Source organism: Mesorhizobium sp. B2-3-15, from assembly GCF_006442875.1.
GTDB lineage: Bacteria > Pseudomonadota > Alphaproteobacteria > Rhizobiales > Rhizobiaceae > Mesorhizobium > Mesorhizobium australicum.
The window spans coordinates 537,314-550,973 of record NZ_VFVO01000002.1 but is presented as its reverse complement, the minus strand read 5'-3'; the positions used below and the strand labels follow the sequence as shown (position 1 = coordinate 550,973).

Here is a 13,660-nt window from a genome sequence, read left to right as displayed (position 1 = left end):
AGGGAACCATGAGGGGATCCGCCGAGTTCGACCCTCGGACAAGCTCGGGTTCCCAACATGGAAGAAATCGGCAAGGCGCAACAGAAGGCCATAGCCCGTCTCATACGTCAGTGGATTGCATCGGACGCCAGTCGTCGCCAGCTTCGCCAGTTGCTGGACCTACCGACCGATGCGGACATGCCGCGCGAGCATCGGTCGTTGCTCGACGAACTCGACCGAAAGCTCGACGAATAAATGCATGCTTGCCGAGACACGGACGCTCAGTCGTCATCTTCCCAGCGGCTGCCGGGACAGCTGTTCAAGCTCGTTCTCGTCCGTGATCCCGGCTTGGTAGTAAGCAAGGATGCGCGATGCGCGCCGTTCTCTCTCGGCTTCAGTCTCGTTCTTGAGATTGCTGCGTGCAAGAACACGGCTCAGTACGGCAAGTTCCGATGGGGTATAGGCATCCCTATGCATTTCATCCCGCCCATGCACTGCAAGAAACCTACAATAAGGATTCTCCGGCGCGCCCTAACGCTGGTCGGGACAGAATGTTCCATGGATTTTCGTGGAAGGAGAAAAAGCTTATCAGCGCTAGATGTGAGTTTCTGGGGCTTGCCGAGCGTTTAAAAGCTGCGAAACGGCGGTTATGATTTGCGGCAGAAAGAAGGGCTTGGTGATCATAATGCTGTTGGGCACTCCTTCCGCTCCCCAGTGTACCGCGCTGTCGCCGCTCATATAGACAACTGGGATGGTCGAGTTGGACCTACGCAAATGCCGGGCGATCTCCCACCCGGATTGTCCCGGCCCCAAACGGATGTCGGTGAGCACGGCCTTGAACCTGGTGGGATCGGGGTCGAAGGCCGCCAGCGCCTCGGCAGCATTTCGAACGCCGACGACCTGAAAGCCAGCCTGCTCCAAAGCTGACTCGAGGTCGAGCAGTATCATCGTCTCGTCTTCGACGATCAGAACAACGCCATCGCTCATCCGGGATATCCCCAAGTCGCCACCGCTACTACGATCTCGGCGTCAACTTGGTTCCATATGACACGCATCGGCCTGTTGTCACCGCGACCTCGCGGCGGAGTCATGAGAAGCCCGCCTCGGAAAGCCGAGACGGGCTGAAGCTGCTTCGACAGCCTCGAAGGCCAAGACAAGGGAGGATTGTAGGCCCGCGACCGAACCTTGAAGTGCAGCGAATGTTCCTCTGGATGTAGGCTCTTATTCGATTAGCCTCCGCGGCAGCCCGCCTCCAATGCGGGGCATTTCGTTTTTGCTCAAGATTTCTCCTGATCTCCAGAAGCTTGCTGGATTTCCGTCATCACCTGCCGGGGATCGACATTCTCGGCCAGTTGCGGCAGCTCCTGATCGGCCGGTGTGGAGACATTGAGGCGCTCCGTCAAAGCAGCCACCATTTCGATGAGCCTCGTGGTTTCGTGCTCGTTGAGAAGGCTGATCTGCAGATCCAGCTCCGCTCGGCGCTCGCTGTGTTCGGCCATTCTGTTTTGGTTGATCAGCACGAAGGTGGACAGGAAGATCGCCTCGACCGAAGCCACCATGGCTAGGATCACAAAAGTTGGGTCCCAAGCTGGGACGGCCGGTATCAGGCCAAGGTTCGCAAGGATCCAGGCGACCAGAATTGCGAGATGCAAATAGACAAAAGGCATGCTTCCCGCGAAGCGCGAAATGATGCCGGCAATTCGCACCTGAACGCCTTGGTGCTCCTCCTGTTGTCGCCTGTGGTCGACCAGAGCCTGTATGTTCTGCTGAAGGACCGACCGCATGTCGGCGGGATGCTGATCGTTCATCTTTGAAAGCCCGGTTTGGCCAATGTCATCCGAGCGTTGCTCATCGCCCGCCTGGCACGTCCGGCGAGGCTGCACCGCCTGAACTCGCGGGCTCATGGCCGCCGGTCTCTTCAGACGAGGAGTGCCGTCCTGCAATCGTGTCCACCATGGCGATCACCGCCCCCGGGGCGCTCTGATGAACCATATGGCCGGCGCCCTCAACGACGTCGAGGAGGGACCCACCAACCTCCGCATGCAGGCGTCGTGCCTCCCCCTCGGCGTCGAACAGCCGGTCTCCAGAACCCGCCAGGATGCCTGTCGGGACACCAATGTCCGTGTAGCTGGCCTTCGTCAGCAGGGCCGCCGCCAGCATCGATGCCGATTCCGAACACACCGCCCGCAGTTGGGAAGGGCGGCTGGCGATATCTTTTGCGAGAACGGCGAAGTCGGCAGCGACATCCGCTGGGTGGAAGATCTTCTGCATCGTCCAAGGCCAGGCAAGCCTCACAAGCACCGGCAGCAAGGTGTGGCGAAACGCGGTGCCGACGAATGGCAGAGCCGGGAGGGCGGCCAGCGCAAGATCAAGCCGCGGCGGCGGATAGTAATAGCCGGAGACCAGCACGACGCCGGCAACCGAACGAGAATGCCTGCGCGCCAATTCGAGGGCTACCCAAGCGCCCCACGAATGTCCAAGCACGATGTAGTTCTCGATACCCAGCCTGCCGGCGGCGGCATGTATGAGATCGGCTTGGTCGCGGGCAGACCACCGCCGGCCGCGCGACCGCGTGCTTCGCCCGAAGCCCGGCCGATCAAATGCGAGTACCCGATAGGTTTTTGCCGCCTGATCGAAGATGCCGCTCGACTTGAAATCCTGTGCCATGGATCCGTTTCCATGCAGCAGAATGAGCGGCATGCCGGTGCCGGCTTCGATAAAATGCAGGCGAAGACCGTCAACCTCCATGACATGGCCGTGCGCCCGGCCAACAAGCGCACGTTTGGCGCGGGCGTGATTGTACCCGGCAAGTGCCGATAATGCGGCGATGAGCAGCACGGTCGATAGCTTCGGTCCATCCCTGTCGAACGCCATGCCCATGCCTGCCAGCAACTGCCCTGCCCGGTGCCCTGCCTGCCCAAACCTTCGGAGTGGCGGCTTGTTCCGCTGGACAAAGACGACGCTTTGTAGCCGGCTCAAACGGCCTAGGCGGTAAGCTCTCTATGGGCATGGGACGCGGCGATGGCAGCTTGTCCAAACGCGACCGCAATCTGATTCAGCGCTTTCACAACGTCGCCGATGGCGTACATGCCGGCGACGGAAGTCTGCTGGTGCTCATCGACCGTGACGTAGCCCTCCGCGCAACATCTCGCGCCGACGGCCAGGGCGAGGTGCGAGCGCACCTTGCATCCCAAGGCCGCGTAGACTGCATCGAAGCGCCAGGTCGCTCCATCCTGCAAAATCGCCGCACAACCGTCAGCAGCCGGGCTGAGCCTGTCGAGAGTGTGACGGATGACTATCCCTCTTTCGCCCGCCGCGCGACGCGTGCTGGTTGAAAAGTCCGATGCGTGGGTCCCCAGCATCGTTACGTGTGGTGTGAATCGGCTGAGGAAAATGGCCTCGTGCAAGGCTCTGTCACCCTGCCCCACGACCGCTATCTTCCGGTCGATCACCTCATATCCGTCGCACACCGGACAAAGCCGAACGACACCGGCCGCGATTGCCTCCGCCAAGCGGGGCAATTCGGGTGTCGTGTCGACAATCCCGGTCGACAGGAAAACCTTACGCGCGCGGATTGCGCCGATCGAGGTCTCAGCATCAAAGCCTCCCTCGCCAGCGGCCAGCGAAAACACCTGCCCCCGCATCAAGGTTGCTCCGTACAAGCTCGCGTGGCGGCCAAGCCGATCGAGAAGGTCGGGGCCACTTATCCCTTCGGGAAAGCCCGGACAATTATGGCTCTTCGGGATCAGAGCGGCACGGGGCTGGCCGGCATCGACCACCAGCACGCGATGGCGAAAACGGGCGAGATATTGGGCCGCGGTCAGTCCCGCTGGCCCGCCTCCGACGATCAGCACATCTTCAGCGTCGGCGAGCGGGTGACCGGCATGGCTTTCACCGCAGGTTTGCTCCATCAGCGGCGAACTATCTGGTTCGTTCGATGTTCCAGCACGACACGCGGAGAGACCGCATAAGCCCGGCCGGCTTCAGCCGCAGCCAGAGAGCTTCGATCTCGTTGTCACACCGGTCCTGCTCGGCGTCGAAACCTTCTTACCGCTTCGGGGTTAATCCTGACGGACAAGGTGAGCACCTGCGAAACACAACCGTTGACCTCGTCCTCAAACGACGTCGGGCGGCTCGCAGGCCATGAATGATATGAGTGAAGAGCTGAGGCCGCCGACAAAGGGCGCTGCCGAACTCGCTCAAACGGGGAGCGCCGTTTTATGAATGGATGCCTCAAGGCTTCAGATGATCCGGGTCGCTACCTTTAACGTAAACGGCGTCAACGGTCGATTGCCGGTTCTGCTCAAATGGCTGGGTGAGACGCACCACGACATCATCTGTCTCCAGGAATTGAAAACATCGGACGAAAAGTTTCCTGCCGATGCCATCAGCAACGCCGGCTACGGGGCGATATGGCACGGACAGAAGTCGTACAACGGCGTAGCCATTCTCGCTCGGGGCAAGCAGCCGCATGAGCGTCGGCGCGGGTTGCCCGGTGACGCCGATGACACGCATAGCCGTTACATCGAGGCGGAGATCGACGGTCTCGTCGTTGGTTGCCTATACCTGCCCAACGGCAACCCGGCGCCTGGTCCGAAGTTCGACTATAAGCTCCGCTGGTTCGAGCGGCTGATCGACTACGGACGGCTCCTGATCAAGGACGCGCCCGCCAGCCTGCTTTGCGGCGACTACAACGTGGTGCCGGCGCCGATCGACGCCGCGGTTCCGGCACGATGGCTGGGCGACGCCGTCTACTTCCCGGAGAGCCGACAGGCTTACGCCGACCTGCTTGCCGATGGCTGGACCGACGCCGTCAGGCTGATCCGTCCCGAGAGAGGCGTCTATACCTACTGGAATTTTTCCTATCGGGGCGGTTACGACCGCAGTTCCGGCCTTCGCATGGACCATCTTCTCGTGAGCCCCTCGCTCACGAACAGGCTGGGCGGAGCGGGCGTGGATGAGACGGTACGGGGATGGGACAAGCCAAGCGATCACGCGCCAGCCTGGATCGAACTCGACTGGCCCCGGTGAACCGAGACATCGGGCTTCAGCCAGACCGCATGACGCCAGGTTCGTCCGCCTCTCTTAGTCGTTGCGAATCCTCGGGGGCGGCGACCAGATCCTGGAATCCAAGTGTGACGACGAGATAACCCGCCTCGTCGTAGACTTTCGTCACCCAGCTGGTCGGGTCCGCGCCATCGATAATTCCGTCAAGCATGGCCTCCTTGGCTGCGCGCTTCGCCTCTTTGATGGCCTCATCCCGATCAGCCATGTCGGCGAAGATTGCAGGCTGGGACATGCCTTCGATAAACTCGAAGCGAAATTTCGGCATCGATCCCTCCTGTCGGTGGTGATAACGGATCGGCCATTGCTAGCAGGGTGACGGTCAACGCCACCGTTTCGAAAAGGATGCACCGATTGTGCGTGCCTGCACCGGAGGTCAGGCAGCGTTGCTGGCTTCCGTTTGCCAGTCGTCCTGCCAACGCGCGCGCACGGCAATCATCAGCATGGCCGATTCCGTGATCCCGGTCTGGAACAGCCTGATCAGCTCTCTCGCGATGGAGTGAGCCGCCGCGGTGTCCGGCAAAATGGCAAACTCCTGGCACATCGCGTCGAAGACCGCGCGAAGCGTGTCCAGGTCATTCGGGTAGAGGGTATCCGTGCGAATGGGTCGGTCAAGCATCAAGCGTCTCCAAACGAGCGAGAGTGCGATGGTCTCCCAAGCAGCGGAGCCCGTTACATGCCCGCTGACCTCTCGCTTATGCGGCACAGCGCACGACGTGTCGCTAACCTATGATGGACCGAGGCAAGTTCGCGCACAAAAGATCCAATTGCGTATAGCGACGCGGCTAGCGCCACGCCCAATGGAAGCCGCACGACCGTTGGAGCCGCGAGTGTTCTAAAGTTCAAGGCGACCAAAGGGACATCGTAGATGTTTCTTGCCGTTCAAGCCGCGTCTCGTCGTGTGTCACTCAAGGTGTTCGCGCGAACCGCCGGCCTGCCCGTCAAAGAAGCGTGCGGGCCGCAATGGAACTCTTGGCCGTCAACTGCATTATCCAGTCCGGGCGAAACGGGGGCGATATGGGGGTCACTTCAGGCGATCGTCAATCTGAACTGCAGCGCTTCGAGCTGTTGGCGGCGCTGGGCGACCGGATTCGCGAGATTACTGATCCTGCCGAACTGGCCCACGCTGCCGCGGAACTGGTAGGGAGACATTTCGATGTCAGCCGAGCCGGATACGGCACGATCGATCTTGAGAAAGAAACCATCACGATCGAGAGGGATTGGAACGCGCCAGGCATCAAAAGCCTGGCTGGGACCCTGAATTTCAGGAACTACGGCTCGTATATCGAGGACTTGAAGCGGGGCGACACCGTTGTCTTCGAAAATGCCGAGACAGACCCGCGAACAAGGGATCATGCAGAGGCTCTCAAAGCCATCAGCGCCCAATCCGTCATCAACATGCCGGTTACCGAGCATGGCGGTTTGGTGGCGCTGCTATACCTGAACCACTCCGCGCCCAGACGCTGGGCCAAGGAGGAGGTTGCCCTTATTTCGGAAGTGGCGGACCGGACGCGTACCGCCATCGAGCGGCTTCGCGCTGAGCGAGCGCTGCGTGAGAACGCCGAACGCCTGGCTTTTCTCGACCGTCTTGGAAGGGAGATTGCCCTCGCGGCCGACGCCGACGCCGTCATGGCGATCACCACTCGTCTGTTGGGCGAACATCTTGCCGTCTCGATTTGCGCCTACGCCGACATGGAGCAGGATCAGGACCATTTCACCATCCGTGGCGACTGGAGCGCACCCGGCTCGCCCAGCATCAGAGGGTATTACAGTCTTACCGATTTTGGTCGCCTGGCGGTCACCAATCTCAGCGCCAATCGGCCGCTCATCATCAACAACAACCTCGAGGAAATTGCACCCGAGGAGGCAAAGACCTTTCAGGACATCGGCATAACGGCAACCATCTGCATGCCCTTGGTAAAACAGGGCCGGCTGACCGCCCTGATGGCCATTCACGACAAGCAGCCCCGCGTCTGGTCACAGCGCGAACTGTCCTTGCTGACGGAGGTGACGGAGCGGTCCTGGGCTCACATCGAGCGCGTTCGCTCGGAACAGGCGGCCCGGGCCAGTGAGGAGCGCCTCCGGCTCGCCACGGACGCAGCCGCTATCGGGACCTGGGACTACGATCCCGTCACCAAGGCGCTGCGGTGGGATGACCGGTGCAAAGCCCTTTTCGGCCTCCCGCCAGACGCGGAGGTAACATATGAAAGCGCGTTCCTGGCGGGTATTCACCCAGAAGATCGGGCCCGCGCCGACGAGGCCGTACGCCAGGCGCTCGCGCCGGGCACGTCTTCCCGCTACGACATCGAATATCGGACGGTCGGCTTGCACGACGGCAAGGAACGCTGGATTGCGGCAGCGGGCGAGTCGCTTTTCCAGTCAGGGCGCGCGGTCCGCTTCATTGGTACCGTCATGGATATCACCGCGCGAAAGCGGGTGGAGCATCAGCTTCAGATGATGAACGTCACCGCTGCCGCGGTAGCGGCCGAGCTCGACGTGGAGCGGATTGTTCAAACGGTAACTGATGCCGGCGTAGCGCTGTCGGGCGCACAATTCGGAGCTTTCTTCTACAATGTGATCGACGACAAGGGCGACAGCTACATGCTCTACGCCCTGTCGGGCGCACCTCGCTCCGCGTTCGAAAATTTTCCAATGCCTCGCAACACGGCGGTGTTCGACCCCACTTTCCGCGGGACAAGCGTGGTGCGCTCCGACGACATCCTCGCCGACCCCCGCTACGGCAAGAACTGGCCCCGCAAGGGAATGCCGGAGGGCCATCTGCCAGTGCGTTCCTATCTTGCGGTACCGGTCGTCTCGCGTTCGGGAGAGGTGCTGGGCGGCCTCTTCTTTGGTCATGCAGAGATCGGCGTCTTCGCCGAACAGCAAGAGAAGGCCTTGCTGGGGCTTGCGGGCCATGCCGCGACGGCAATCGACAATTCTCGACTGTTCAAGGCGCTGCAGACGCTCAATGGCACCCTTGAACAACGTGTCATGGACGAAGTCGCCGAACGCACCAAAGCAGAAGAGCACCTGCGGCAGGCCCAGAAGATGGAAGCTGTCGGACAGCTTACCGGTGGCATCGCGCACGACTTCAACAATATGCTGGCTGTCATTATCGGCGGACTGAACCTTGTGCAGCGCAAGCTCAGAAACGGCGATACCAACGTCCACCAGTTCGTGACCGGCGCGATCGATGGAGCCCAACGTGCTGCGGAACTTACCAAGCGGCTGCTTGCCTTCTCTCGCCAGCAACCTCTGGCGCCCAAGCGCCTGAATCCAAATCGCCTCGTCTCGGATATGAGTGAATTGCTGAGCCGGACGCTTGGGGAGACAATCCAAATCGAGACCGTGCTCGCCGCGGGACTTTGGCATGTGGAAGTCGACGCAGGGCAGCTGGAAAGCGCGTTGCTCAACCTTTGCGTCAACGCGCGGGATGCCATGCCCGCTGGTGGAAGGCTGACCATCGAGACATCCAATGCCCATGTCGACGACCGGTATGCGAGAGAAAACGCAATACCCTCCGGCCAGTATGTGATGATAGCTGTCACGGACACCGGAACCGGCATGACTGCTGACGTGTTGGCCAGAGCCTTCGATCCGTTCTTCACCACAAAGGGGGTTGGCAAAGGCACCGGGCTGGGGCTCAGCCAGGTTTATGGATTTGTTCGCCAGTCCGGCGGCAGCGTCAAGATCTATTCCGAGCAGGGTATCGGAACCACTTTGAAAATCTATCTGCCGCGCTCGCACGGCGACGTGGTCGACAGCCCGGCCGAGTCCGTGGCGGGCGAGCACCCCGGCAGTGAGGACGAGATCATCATGGTTGTCGAGGATGAAGATCGCGTCCGGCTGATGGCTGCGGAGGCGCTGCGGGAACTGGGCTATTCCGTGTTGGAAATGCAAGGGCCGCGGGACGCGCTGGCGGCCGTCGCAAGCGGGCAAGTGCCGTCGCTTCTGTTCACTGACGTCGTCATGCCGGAGATGTCCGGCCGGGAACTGGTGGATCAGGTCAAGAGCATGCAACCGTCGCTAAAAGTGCTCTACACCACCGGCTACACACGAAACGCGATTGTCCACAACGGCACACTTGATTTTGGAACGGAGCTTTTGACCAAGCCCTACACGATTGACGAATTGGCAGAGAAGATCCGTAAGGTGCTGGATCGCAAGTGAATGGTCACTGCCCGAGGCACACCAATCCCTCTCCGCTTCGGTTGCTTTACAGGACACCGCGCTTGGCGGAATGGCACCTTCTCCAAGACAACTGCCGTACCGCAGAGGCTATTGGGGCTTCGTGCACCCAACAGTGAAACCTTTTCCCTGCTCGCAGCTTGTTTGCGACACCGGAGGAAACGATCGTGTCAAGGCGAGATGGAGAAATGGGGGATCAACCGACCAAGAGGCGTCGTACACGTCCCTTGAAGGGCGAGGACGCGGAGGTCCGGCATGTCGTCGAAACGCATGACCTGTCGCCCGCTCAGGCAAGGGAGCTGGTACGTCGCCACGGCAACGATTGGCGCAAGATCGATGAGGCGGCGAAGTCATACAAGGACAGCACCTGACGGAAGCCTCCAGGTCTCTCGGGAAGACGCTAAATCCTGAAAAGCCTATTTACAGCAGCGGCTCATCCCGCCTGACAGGCTTGTTCGCGAGAGCCCGCGATTTCCAATTGAAAAAGAAAGCCCACTGCCTCGGGGGAGTGCAGCGGGCGATCGGCTAGGAGTTGAGGGGACATCTCCACGCTGGGTAAACAACAGATCAACAGCGGATCGGTTCCAACGCTGCGCCCGTGGCAAGGAAACCCGACGCCTAATCTCTTTCCTTGCCTTGTTCATCATCAGAATGATCGATGAATTCCCCCTCTTGCAAGCTCATAACCGGGTATCAACCGTAAACCCAGGCAAGCCATGCTCCCGGCGTATTTGAATGCACCAGCAGCGGATCAGGACCATCACCAGGATTCTCGGCCCTCCCGCAGATGGATAGACGTCGCGGCCTACGCCCTGGATCAAGGTGGCCCGGCGCTGCGCCTTCATCAGAAGTTGGGGCCGGCATTTGCGGATGTCGGGATTGCCGATCAGCTCAAGAAAGTCGCGGCCCAATTTTCCGGAAAAGCCGCTGTGCATGACGGCGTGAATCAACTGTCGTACTTCGAGCTTGCAACTGCCGTCGAAGTCCTGTCCCGCCGGATCGCTGCCGTCGTTCCCGAGGGGCAGCCGATCGGAATTTATCAACCAAACTCCGTCTGGTACATCGTTGCTGTCCTGGCGAGCATGGCGGCGGGAAGGATTTCGGTTCCCCTCAACGCCCGGGACCCAATCGCCCGTGTCAACGAGATTGTCGGCGTCGCGCGGCTCCGCGCCATTCTTGGCGTTGGACACCGGCATGCGGGTTTACCCGAGGACATCCGCTGGATCGATGTGACTGCCAGCCCCGCGTCGACGGCGCCGCTGTCATCGACGCAATTGCCTGCCGTATCCGTCGATGCACCGGCGATGGTTCTTTACACGTCTGGCAGCACCGGATCTCCAAAGGGCATAGTCAACAGCCAGCGCAGCCTGCTCTGGCGGGTGCACCAATATGCCGATGCGTGTCACATCAATTCCGACGATGTCTTCCTCCCCTTGACCGGGCCGGCCACCATAGCCGGCTGTCGAGAAATCCTGACTTCGGTCCTGTGCGGCGCCACTTTGCATATGGTCGACGTGGAAGCGATCGGTCTGCGTGCGGTTCGCGAGCGAATGCAGCAGGTTGGCGCGACGCTTACTTACCTCGTGCCCGCGCTGCTTCGCGCCCTCATGGCCAATGCCCCCGCCGATGCGTTCGGATCGCTCAGGGTGGTCCGCGTCGGCGGCGAGAAAGTGCTTTGGACCGACATTGCCCTTTTGCGAAAGGCGATTCCTGCTCATTGCCTCGTACAGATCGGCTACTCGTCAACCGAGACGACCGGGTCACAATGGTTTCTGCCTCGCGTTCAACCAAAGAACCAAACGTCCGTACCGGTCGGCCGGCTCTTGCCAGGAATAGCTTTTGCGATCGTCAACGAGGACGGTGACAGCGTACCGCGGGGCGGAAGCGGGGAACTCGTCATCAAGAGCCCCTACGTCTTGCTCGGCCACTGGGAAAACGGCACCGTCATCCCCGCCGAGGCGGACCCCGATGATCCACGTCAACGGATATTCGCGACCGGCGATCTCGTCCAATTGGACAATCGGGGCCTGCTGAGGATCGTCGGCCGCAAGGGGCGGCAGATAAAGATCAACGGTCGGCGCATCGAGCCGGCCGAAGTCGAAAGAATCCTGCGCTCCGCCTCGTCAGTCGAGGATGCGGTGACGATCGTGACCGAGGCCAACGAACTGGTCGCTTTCGCGATCCCCAGGAATTCCGCCGGTCCGGCCTTCGCCGACGACCTTCGCCAGCTGCTTGCAAAGACGCTGCCGCCGCCACTGCGCCCGCTGCGGCTCCACAGGGTAGAGGACATTCCGCGCCTGGCGGGCGGAAAAATAGATGTGGCGAAACTCGGGAAAATGGATCTTCTGGCCAAGAAGCCTACCCAAGTTGCCGATCCACCAATTTCAGGCAGCAACCTCAAGGCCCATCAAGCAGTGCAGAATGCCTGGACCAGGGTCCTCAACACGCGGGCAGCCGTCGGGCGATGGGATGAAGCGGGAGGGGACTCGCTGAAGCTGCTCCACTGCGTCATGGAGATCGAGAACGAAATCGGCCAGGAACTGGATCTTGAGGCATTTACCGTCGGGATGAGCGCCGAGGCGATGGTCAGCGCGGTCGCGTCCGCACAAGCCGGCAATGCGCCCGATCATGTGCTGGAGCATGATCGGCCTTTTCTCTTTCTGTTTCCCGGCTCCGTGGGCTATGGGCCTAGTCTTGCAGCCTTCGCCTCAGCCATGGGCAAAGTCGCAACGGTCCGTCCGATAAGATATCCCAGCCTCGCGACCATTCTCAGCGGCCAGAACGATCTTGCCGCCATGGTGGACGCCGCGCTTGAACAGATCAGCCGCATCCAGCCGTCGGGCCATGTAAGGCTTCTCGGCCACTCGCTCGGCGGAGCCGTCGCATTCGAAGTTGCCGTGCGCCTGCTGAAGGAGGGAAGGTCCGTCAAGTTTGTCGGTATCCTCGACACCAGCCTGGCTGGCGAGCGGAGCCGTCCGTGGGAGACAATCACCCGCACCTTGCGTCGGGTCCGGTCCAACCGCATGTCACCCTATCGAATGGCTTGCCGTGTTTTGGCGAAGCTCACGGTCAAGGTCGGCCAGGAAGCTCGTCTTGCCCAAGCCATCGACCACTTTTCCCGAGGACAATTCAACGCAACCAGCTTCCGCATCAAGCTGGAGTTGCAGGAAGTCTTGCGTGCGCAGGCCTTCTTCCGTTGGTTGGAGCAGCCAAGAACGGTGCTCCCGATCACCGGAACGCTGTTCCGTTGCGCGCGACCGGGAATGCCTCTTGCCATCGGATGGGATCGGGTGTTCGCGGACCTGCAGGTCATCCCGATTGCCGGCAACCACATTGATCTGGTCGTCGAGCCTCACATCGGCGTCAATCGTCCGCTGATCGAGGAGGCGGTCGCTCGCACTTATTCGCCGGCCGAGTCTTCAACCATGAAAGGCAGCTTCGCGTGACTTCGCGGTTCGGCAAGGATGTTCTGGCACTGGATGCGGCCGCGGAGGTCGACCGCATCGTAGCATCCGTGCGCGAGCAGGTATTGGTCACGCTCCGCCGGCGCGGAGTGGTGGTCGGGCTCTCAGGCGGCATCGACAGTTCGGTGGTCGCGTCGTTGTGCGTGGCTGCCTTCGGCAAGGACAGGGTGCTCGGGATCTTCATGCCGGAGCGTGACTCGTCCGGGGACTCGCTGAGGCTGGGGCGCGTTATCGCCGGTCAGCTGGGCATCGACACCATCGCCGAGGACATTGCGCCGGCGCTCGACGCCATCGGTGCCTATAGCCGGCAGATAGAGGCCATTCGCACCGTTGTTCCGGACTACGGCGAAGGGTGGAAATGCAAGCTGGTGCTGACCTCGGTGCTGGAGAGCAAAGGCCTCAATATCACCCGTCTCACCGTTCAGGATCCCCAGGGGAAGATCGATACCGTGCGCCTGTCAGGAGCGGCCTATCTGCAGATAGTGGCCGCGACCAATTACAAGCAGCGCATTCGCAAGATGACTGAGTACTATCACGCGGACCGTCTCGGCTATGCGGTGGCGGGCACGCCTAACCGGCTCGAATATGATCAGGGTTTTTTCGTCAAGCAAGGCGACGGAATCGCTGACCTGATGCCGATCGTCCACCTCTACAAGACGCAGGTCTATCAACTGGCGGAATATCTCGGTGTGGACGGGGAGATCCGGCGCAGGCCGCCGACGACCGACACCTTCTCCATGGCGCAGAGCCAGGAGGAGTTCTACTTCGCCCTGCCCTATCATCAGACGGACCTATGCCTCTACGGCGTGAACCATGGCATCTGCGCCGATGAAGTCGCTGATGTTGCCGGGTTGTCACCAGACGAGGTCCAGAAGGTCTTCAAGGATATCGAAGCCAAGCGTCGAGCGGCGCGCTATCTGCACGCCCAGCCTTTGCCTTCGGTGCCAATGACGGTGGACTGACGG

General features: G+C 60.9%; 12 protein-coding genes. 6 read left to right on the top strand and 6 right to left on the bottom strand.

The window, feature by feature from the left end; translation table 11 throughout:
- Positions 1-57 precede the first annotated feature (57 nt).
- Positions 58-234 carry a hypothetical protein gene (locus FJ954_RS31475; protein WP_157163632.1) on the top strand — a complete coding sequence of 59 codons (177 nt, stop codon included), beginning with the start codon at positions 58-60 and terminating at the stop codon, positions 232-234.
- Positions 235-573: 339 nt separating this feature from the next.
- Here the strand turns inward: FJ954_RS31475 and FJ954_RS06560 are convergent, their stop codons facing one another.
- From FJ954_RS06560 to FJ954_RS06545, 4 genes are all read right to left on the bottom strand, one after another.
- Complete coding sequence (locus tag FJ954_RS06560) at positions 574-966, bottom strand: response regulator (protein ID WP_140660818.1); 393 nt, start codon at positions 964-966, stop codon at positions 574-576.
- Between the two features lie 290 nt (positions 967-1,256).
- Entirely contained in the window at positions 1,257-1,787 is a 531-nt protein-coding gene (locus FJ954_RS06555) for a DUF1003 domain-containing protein (RefSeq protein WP_140660817.1), read from the bottom strand.
- Positions 1,788-1,827: 40 nt separating this feature from the next.
- Positions 1,828-2,817, bottom strand: a complete 990-nt coding sequence (locus FJ954_RS06550) for an alpha/beta hydrolase (RefSeq protein ID WP_246677665.1) — start codon at positions 2,815-2,817, stop codon at positions 1,828-1,830.
- Between the two features lie 146 nt (positions 2,818-2,963).
- Entirely contained in the window at positions 2,964-3,890 is a 927-nt protein-coding gene (locus FJ954_RS06545) for an NAD(P)/FAD-dependent oxidoreductase (RefSeq protein WP_140660815.1), read from the bottom strand.
- A gap of 334 nt (positions 3,891-4,224) precedes the next feature.
- Here FJ954_RS06545 and xth point away from each other — a divergent pair, with 334 nt between their 5' ends.
- Complete coding sequence (gene xth / locus FJ954_RS06540) at positions 4,225-5,010, top strand: exodeoxyribonuclease III (RefSeq protein ID WP_140660814.1); 786 nt, start codon at positions 4,225-4,227, stop codon at positions 5,008-5,010.
- A 16-nt stretch (positions 5,011-5,026) separates the two neighbouring features.
- On the opposite strand, the gene FJ954_RS06535 is transcribed toward xth, so the two are convergent.
- Both FJ954_RS06535 and FJ954_RS06530 read right to left on the bottom strand, forming a co-directional pair.
- Complete coding sequence (locus FJ954_RS06535; RefSeq protein ID WP_140660813.1) at positions 5,027-5,311, bottom strand: hypothetical protein; 285 nt, start codon at positions 5,309-5,311, stop codon at positions 5,027-5,029.
- 108 nt (positions 5,312-5,419) lie between these two features.
- Positions 5,420-5,662 carry a hypothetical protein gene (locus tag FJ954_RS06530; protein ID WP_015316406.1) on the bottom strand — a complete coding sequence of 81 codons (243 nt, stop codon included), beginning with the start codon at positions 5,660-5,662 and terminating at the stop codon, positions 5,420-5,422.
- A 398-nt stretch (positions 5,663-6,060) separates the two neighbouring features.
- Here FJ954_RS06530 and FJ954_RS06525 point away from each other — a divergent pair, with 398 nt between their 5' ends.
- From FJ954_RS06525 to nadE, 4 genes are all read left to right on the top strand, one after another.
- Entirely contained in the window at positions 6,061-9,213 is a 3,153-nt protein-coding gene (locus FJ954_RS06525; protein ID WP_140660903.1) for a GAF domain-containing protein, read from the top strand.
- A 245-nt stretch (positions 9,214-9,458) separates the two neighbouring features.
- A complete protein-coding gene (locus tag FJ954_RS31470; protein ID WP_167331116.1) occupies positions 9,459-9,602 on the top strand; it encodes a hypothetical protein in 144 nt (47 codons plus the stop codon).
- Between the two features lie 345 nt (positions 9,603-9,947).
- The gene (locus tag FJ954_RS06520) at positions 9,948-12,677 is read left to right on the top strand and encodes an AMP-binding protein (RefSeq protein ID WP_140660812.1); all 2,730 of its coding nucleotides are present in this window, start codon (positions 9,948-9,950) and stop codon (positions 12,675-12,677) included.
- Positions 12,674-13,657, top strand: coding sequence for an NAD(+) synthase (gene nadE / locus FJ954_RS06515; protein WP_015316402.1), 984 nt, complete (start codon positions 12,674-12,676; stop codon positions 13,655-13,657). Before FJ954_RS06520 ends, nadE begins: the two co-directional genes overlap by 4 nt.
- The last annotated feature ends 3 nt before the right edge of the window (positions 13,658-13,660 follow it).

What these genes read in the sequence shown, in the direction of transcription:
- xth (WP_140660814.1), top strand. Translation starts at nt 4,225, where the DNA reads ATGATCCGGGTCGCTACCTTTAACGTAAACGGCGTCAACGGTCGATTG.
- FJ954_RS06535 (WP_140660813.1), bottom strand. Translation starts at nt 5,311, where the DNA reads ATGCCGAAATTTCGCTTCGAGTTTATCGAAGGCATGTCCCAGCCTGCA.
- FJ954_RS06525 (WP_140660903.1), top strand. Translation starts at nt 6,061, where the DNA reads ATGGGGGTCACTTCAGGCGATCGTCAATCTGAACTGCAGCGCTTCGAG.
- FJ954_RS06560 (WP_140660818.1), bottom strand. Translation starts at nt 966, where the DNA reads ATGAGCGATGGCGTTGTTCTGATCGTCGAAGACGAGACGATGATACTG.
- FJ954_RS06555 (WP_140660817.1), bottom strand. Translation starts at nt 1,787, where the DNA reads ATGAACGATCAGCATCCCGCCGACATGCGGTCGGTCCTTCAGCAGAAC.
- FJ954_RS06530 (WP_015316406.1), bottom strand. Translation starts at nt 5,662, where the DNA reads ATGCTTGACCGACCCATTCGCACGGATACCCTCTACCCGAATGACCTG.
- FJ954_RS06545 (WP_140660815.1), bottom strand. Translation starts at nt 3,890, where the DNA reads ATGGAGCAAACCTGCGGTGAAAGCCATGCCGGTCACCCGCTCGCCGAC.
- FJ954_RS31475 (WP_157163632.1), top strand. Translation starts at nt 58, where the DNA reads ATGGAAGAAATCGGCAAGGCGCAACAGAAGGCCATAGCCCGTCTCATA.
- FJ954_RS06520 (WP_140660812.1), top strand. Translation starts at nt 9,948, where the DNA reads ATGCTCCCGGCGTATTTGAATGCACCAGCAGCGGATCAGGACCATCAC.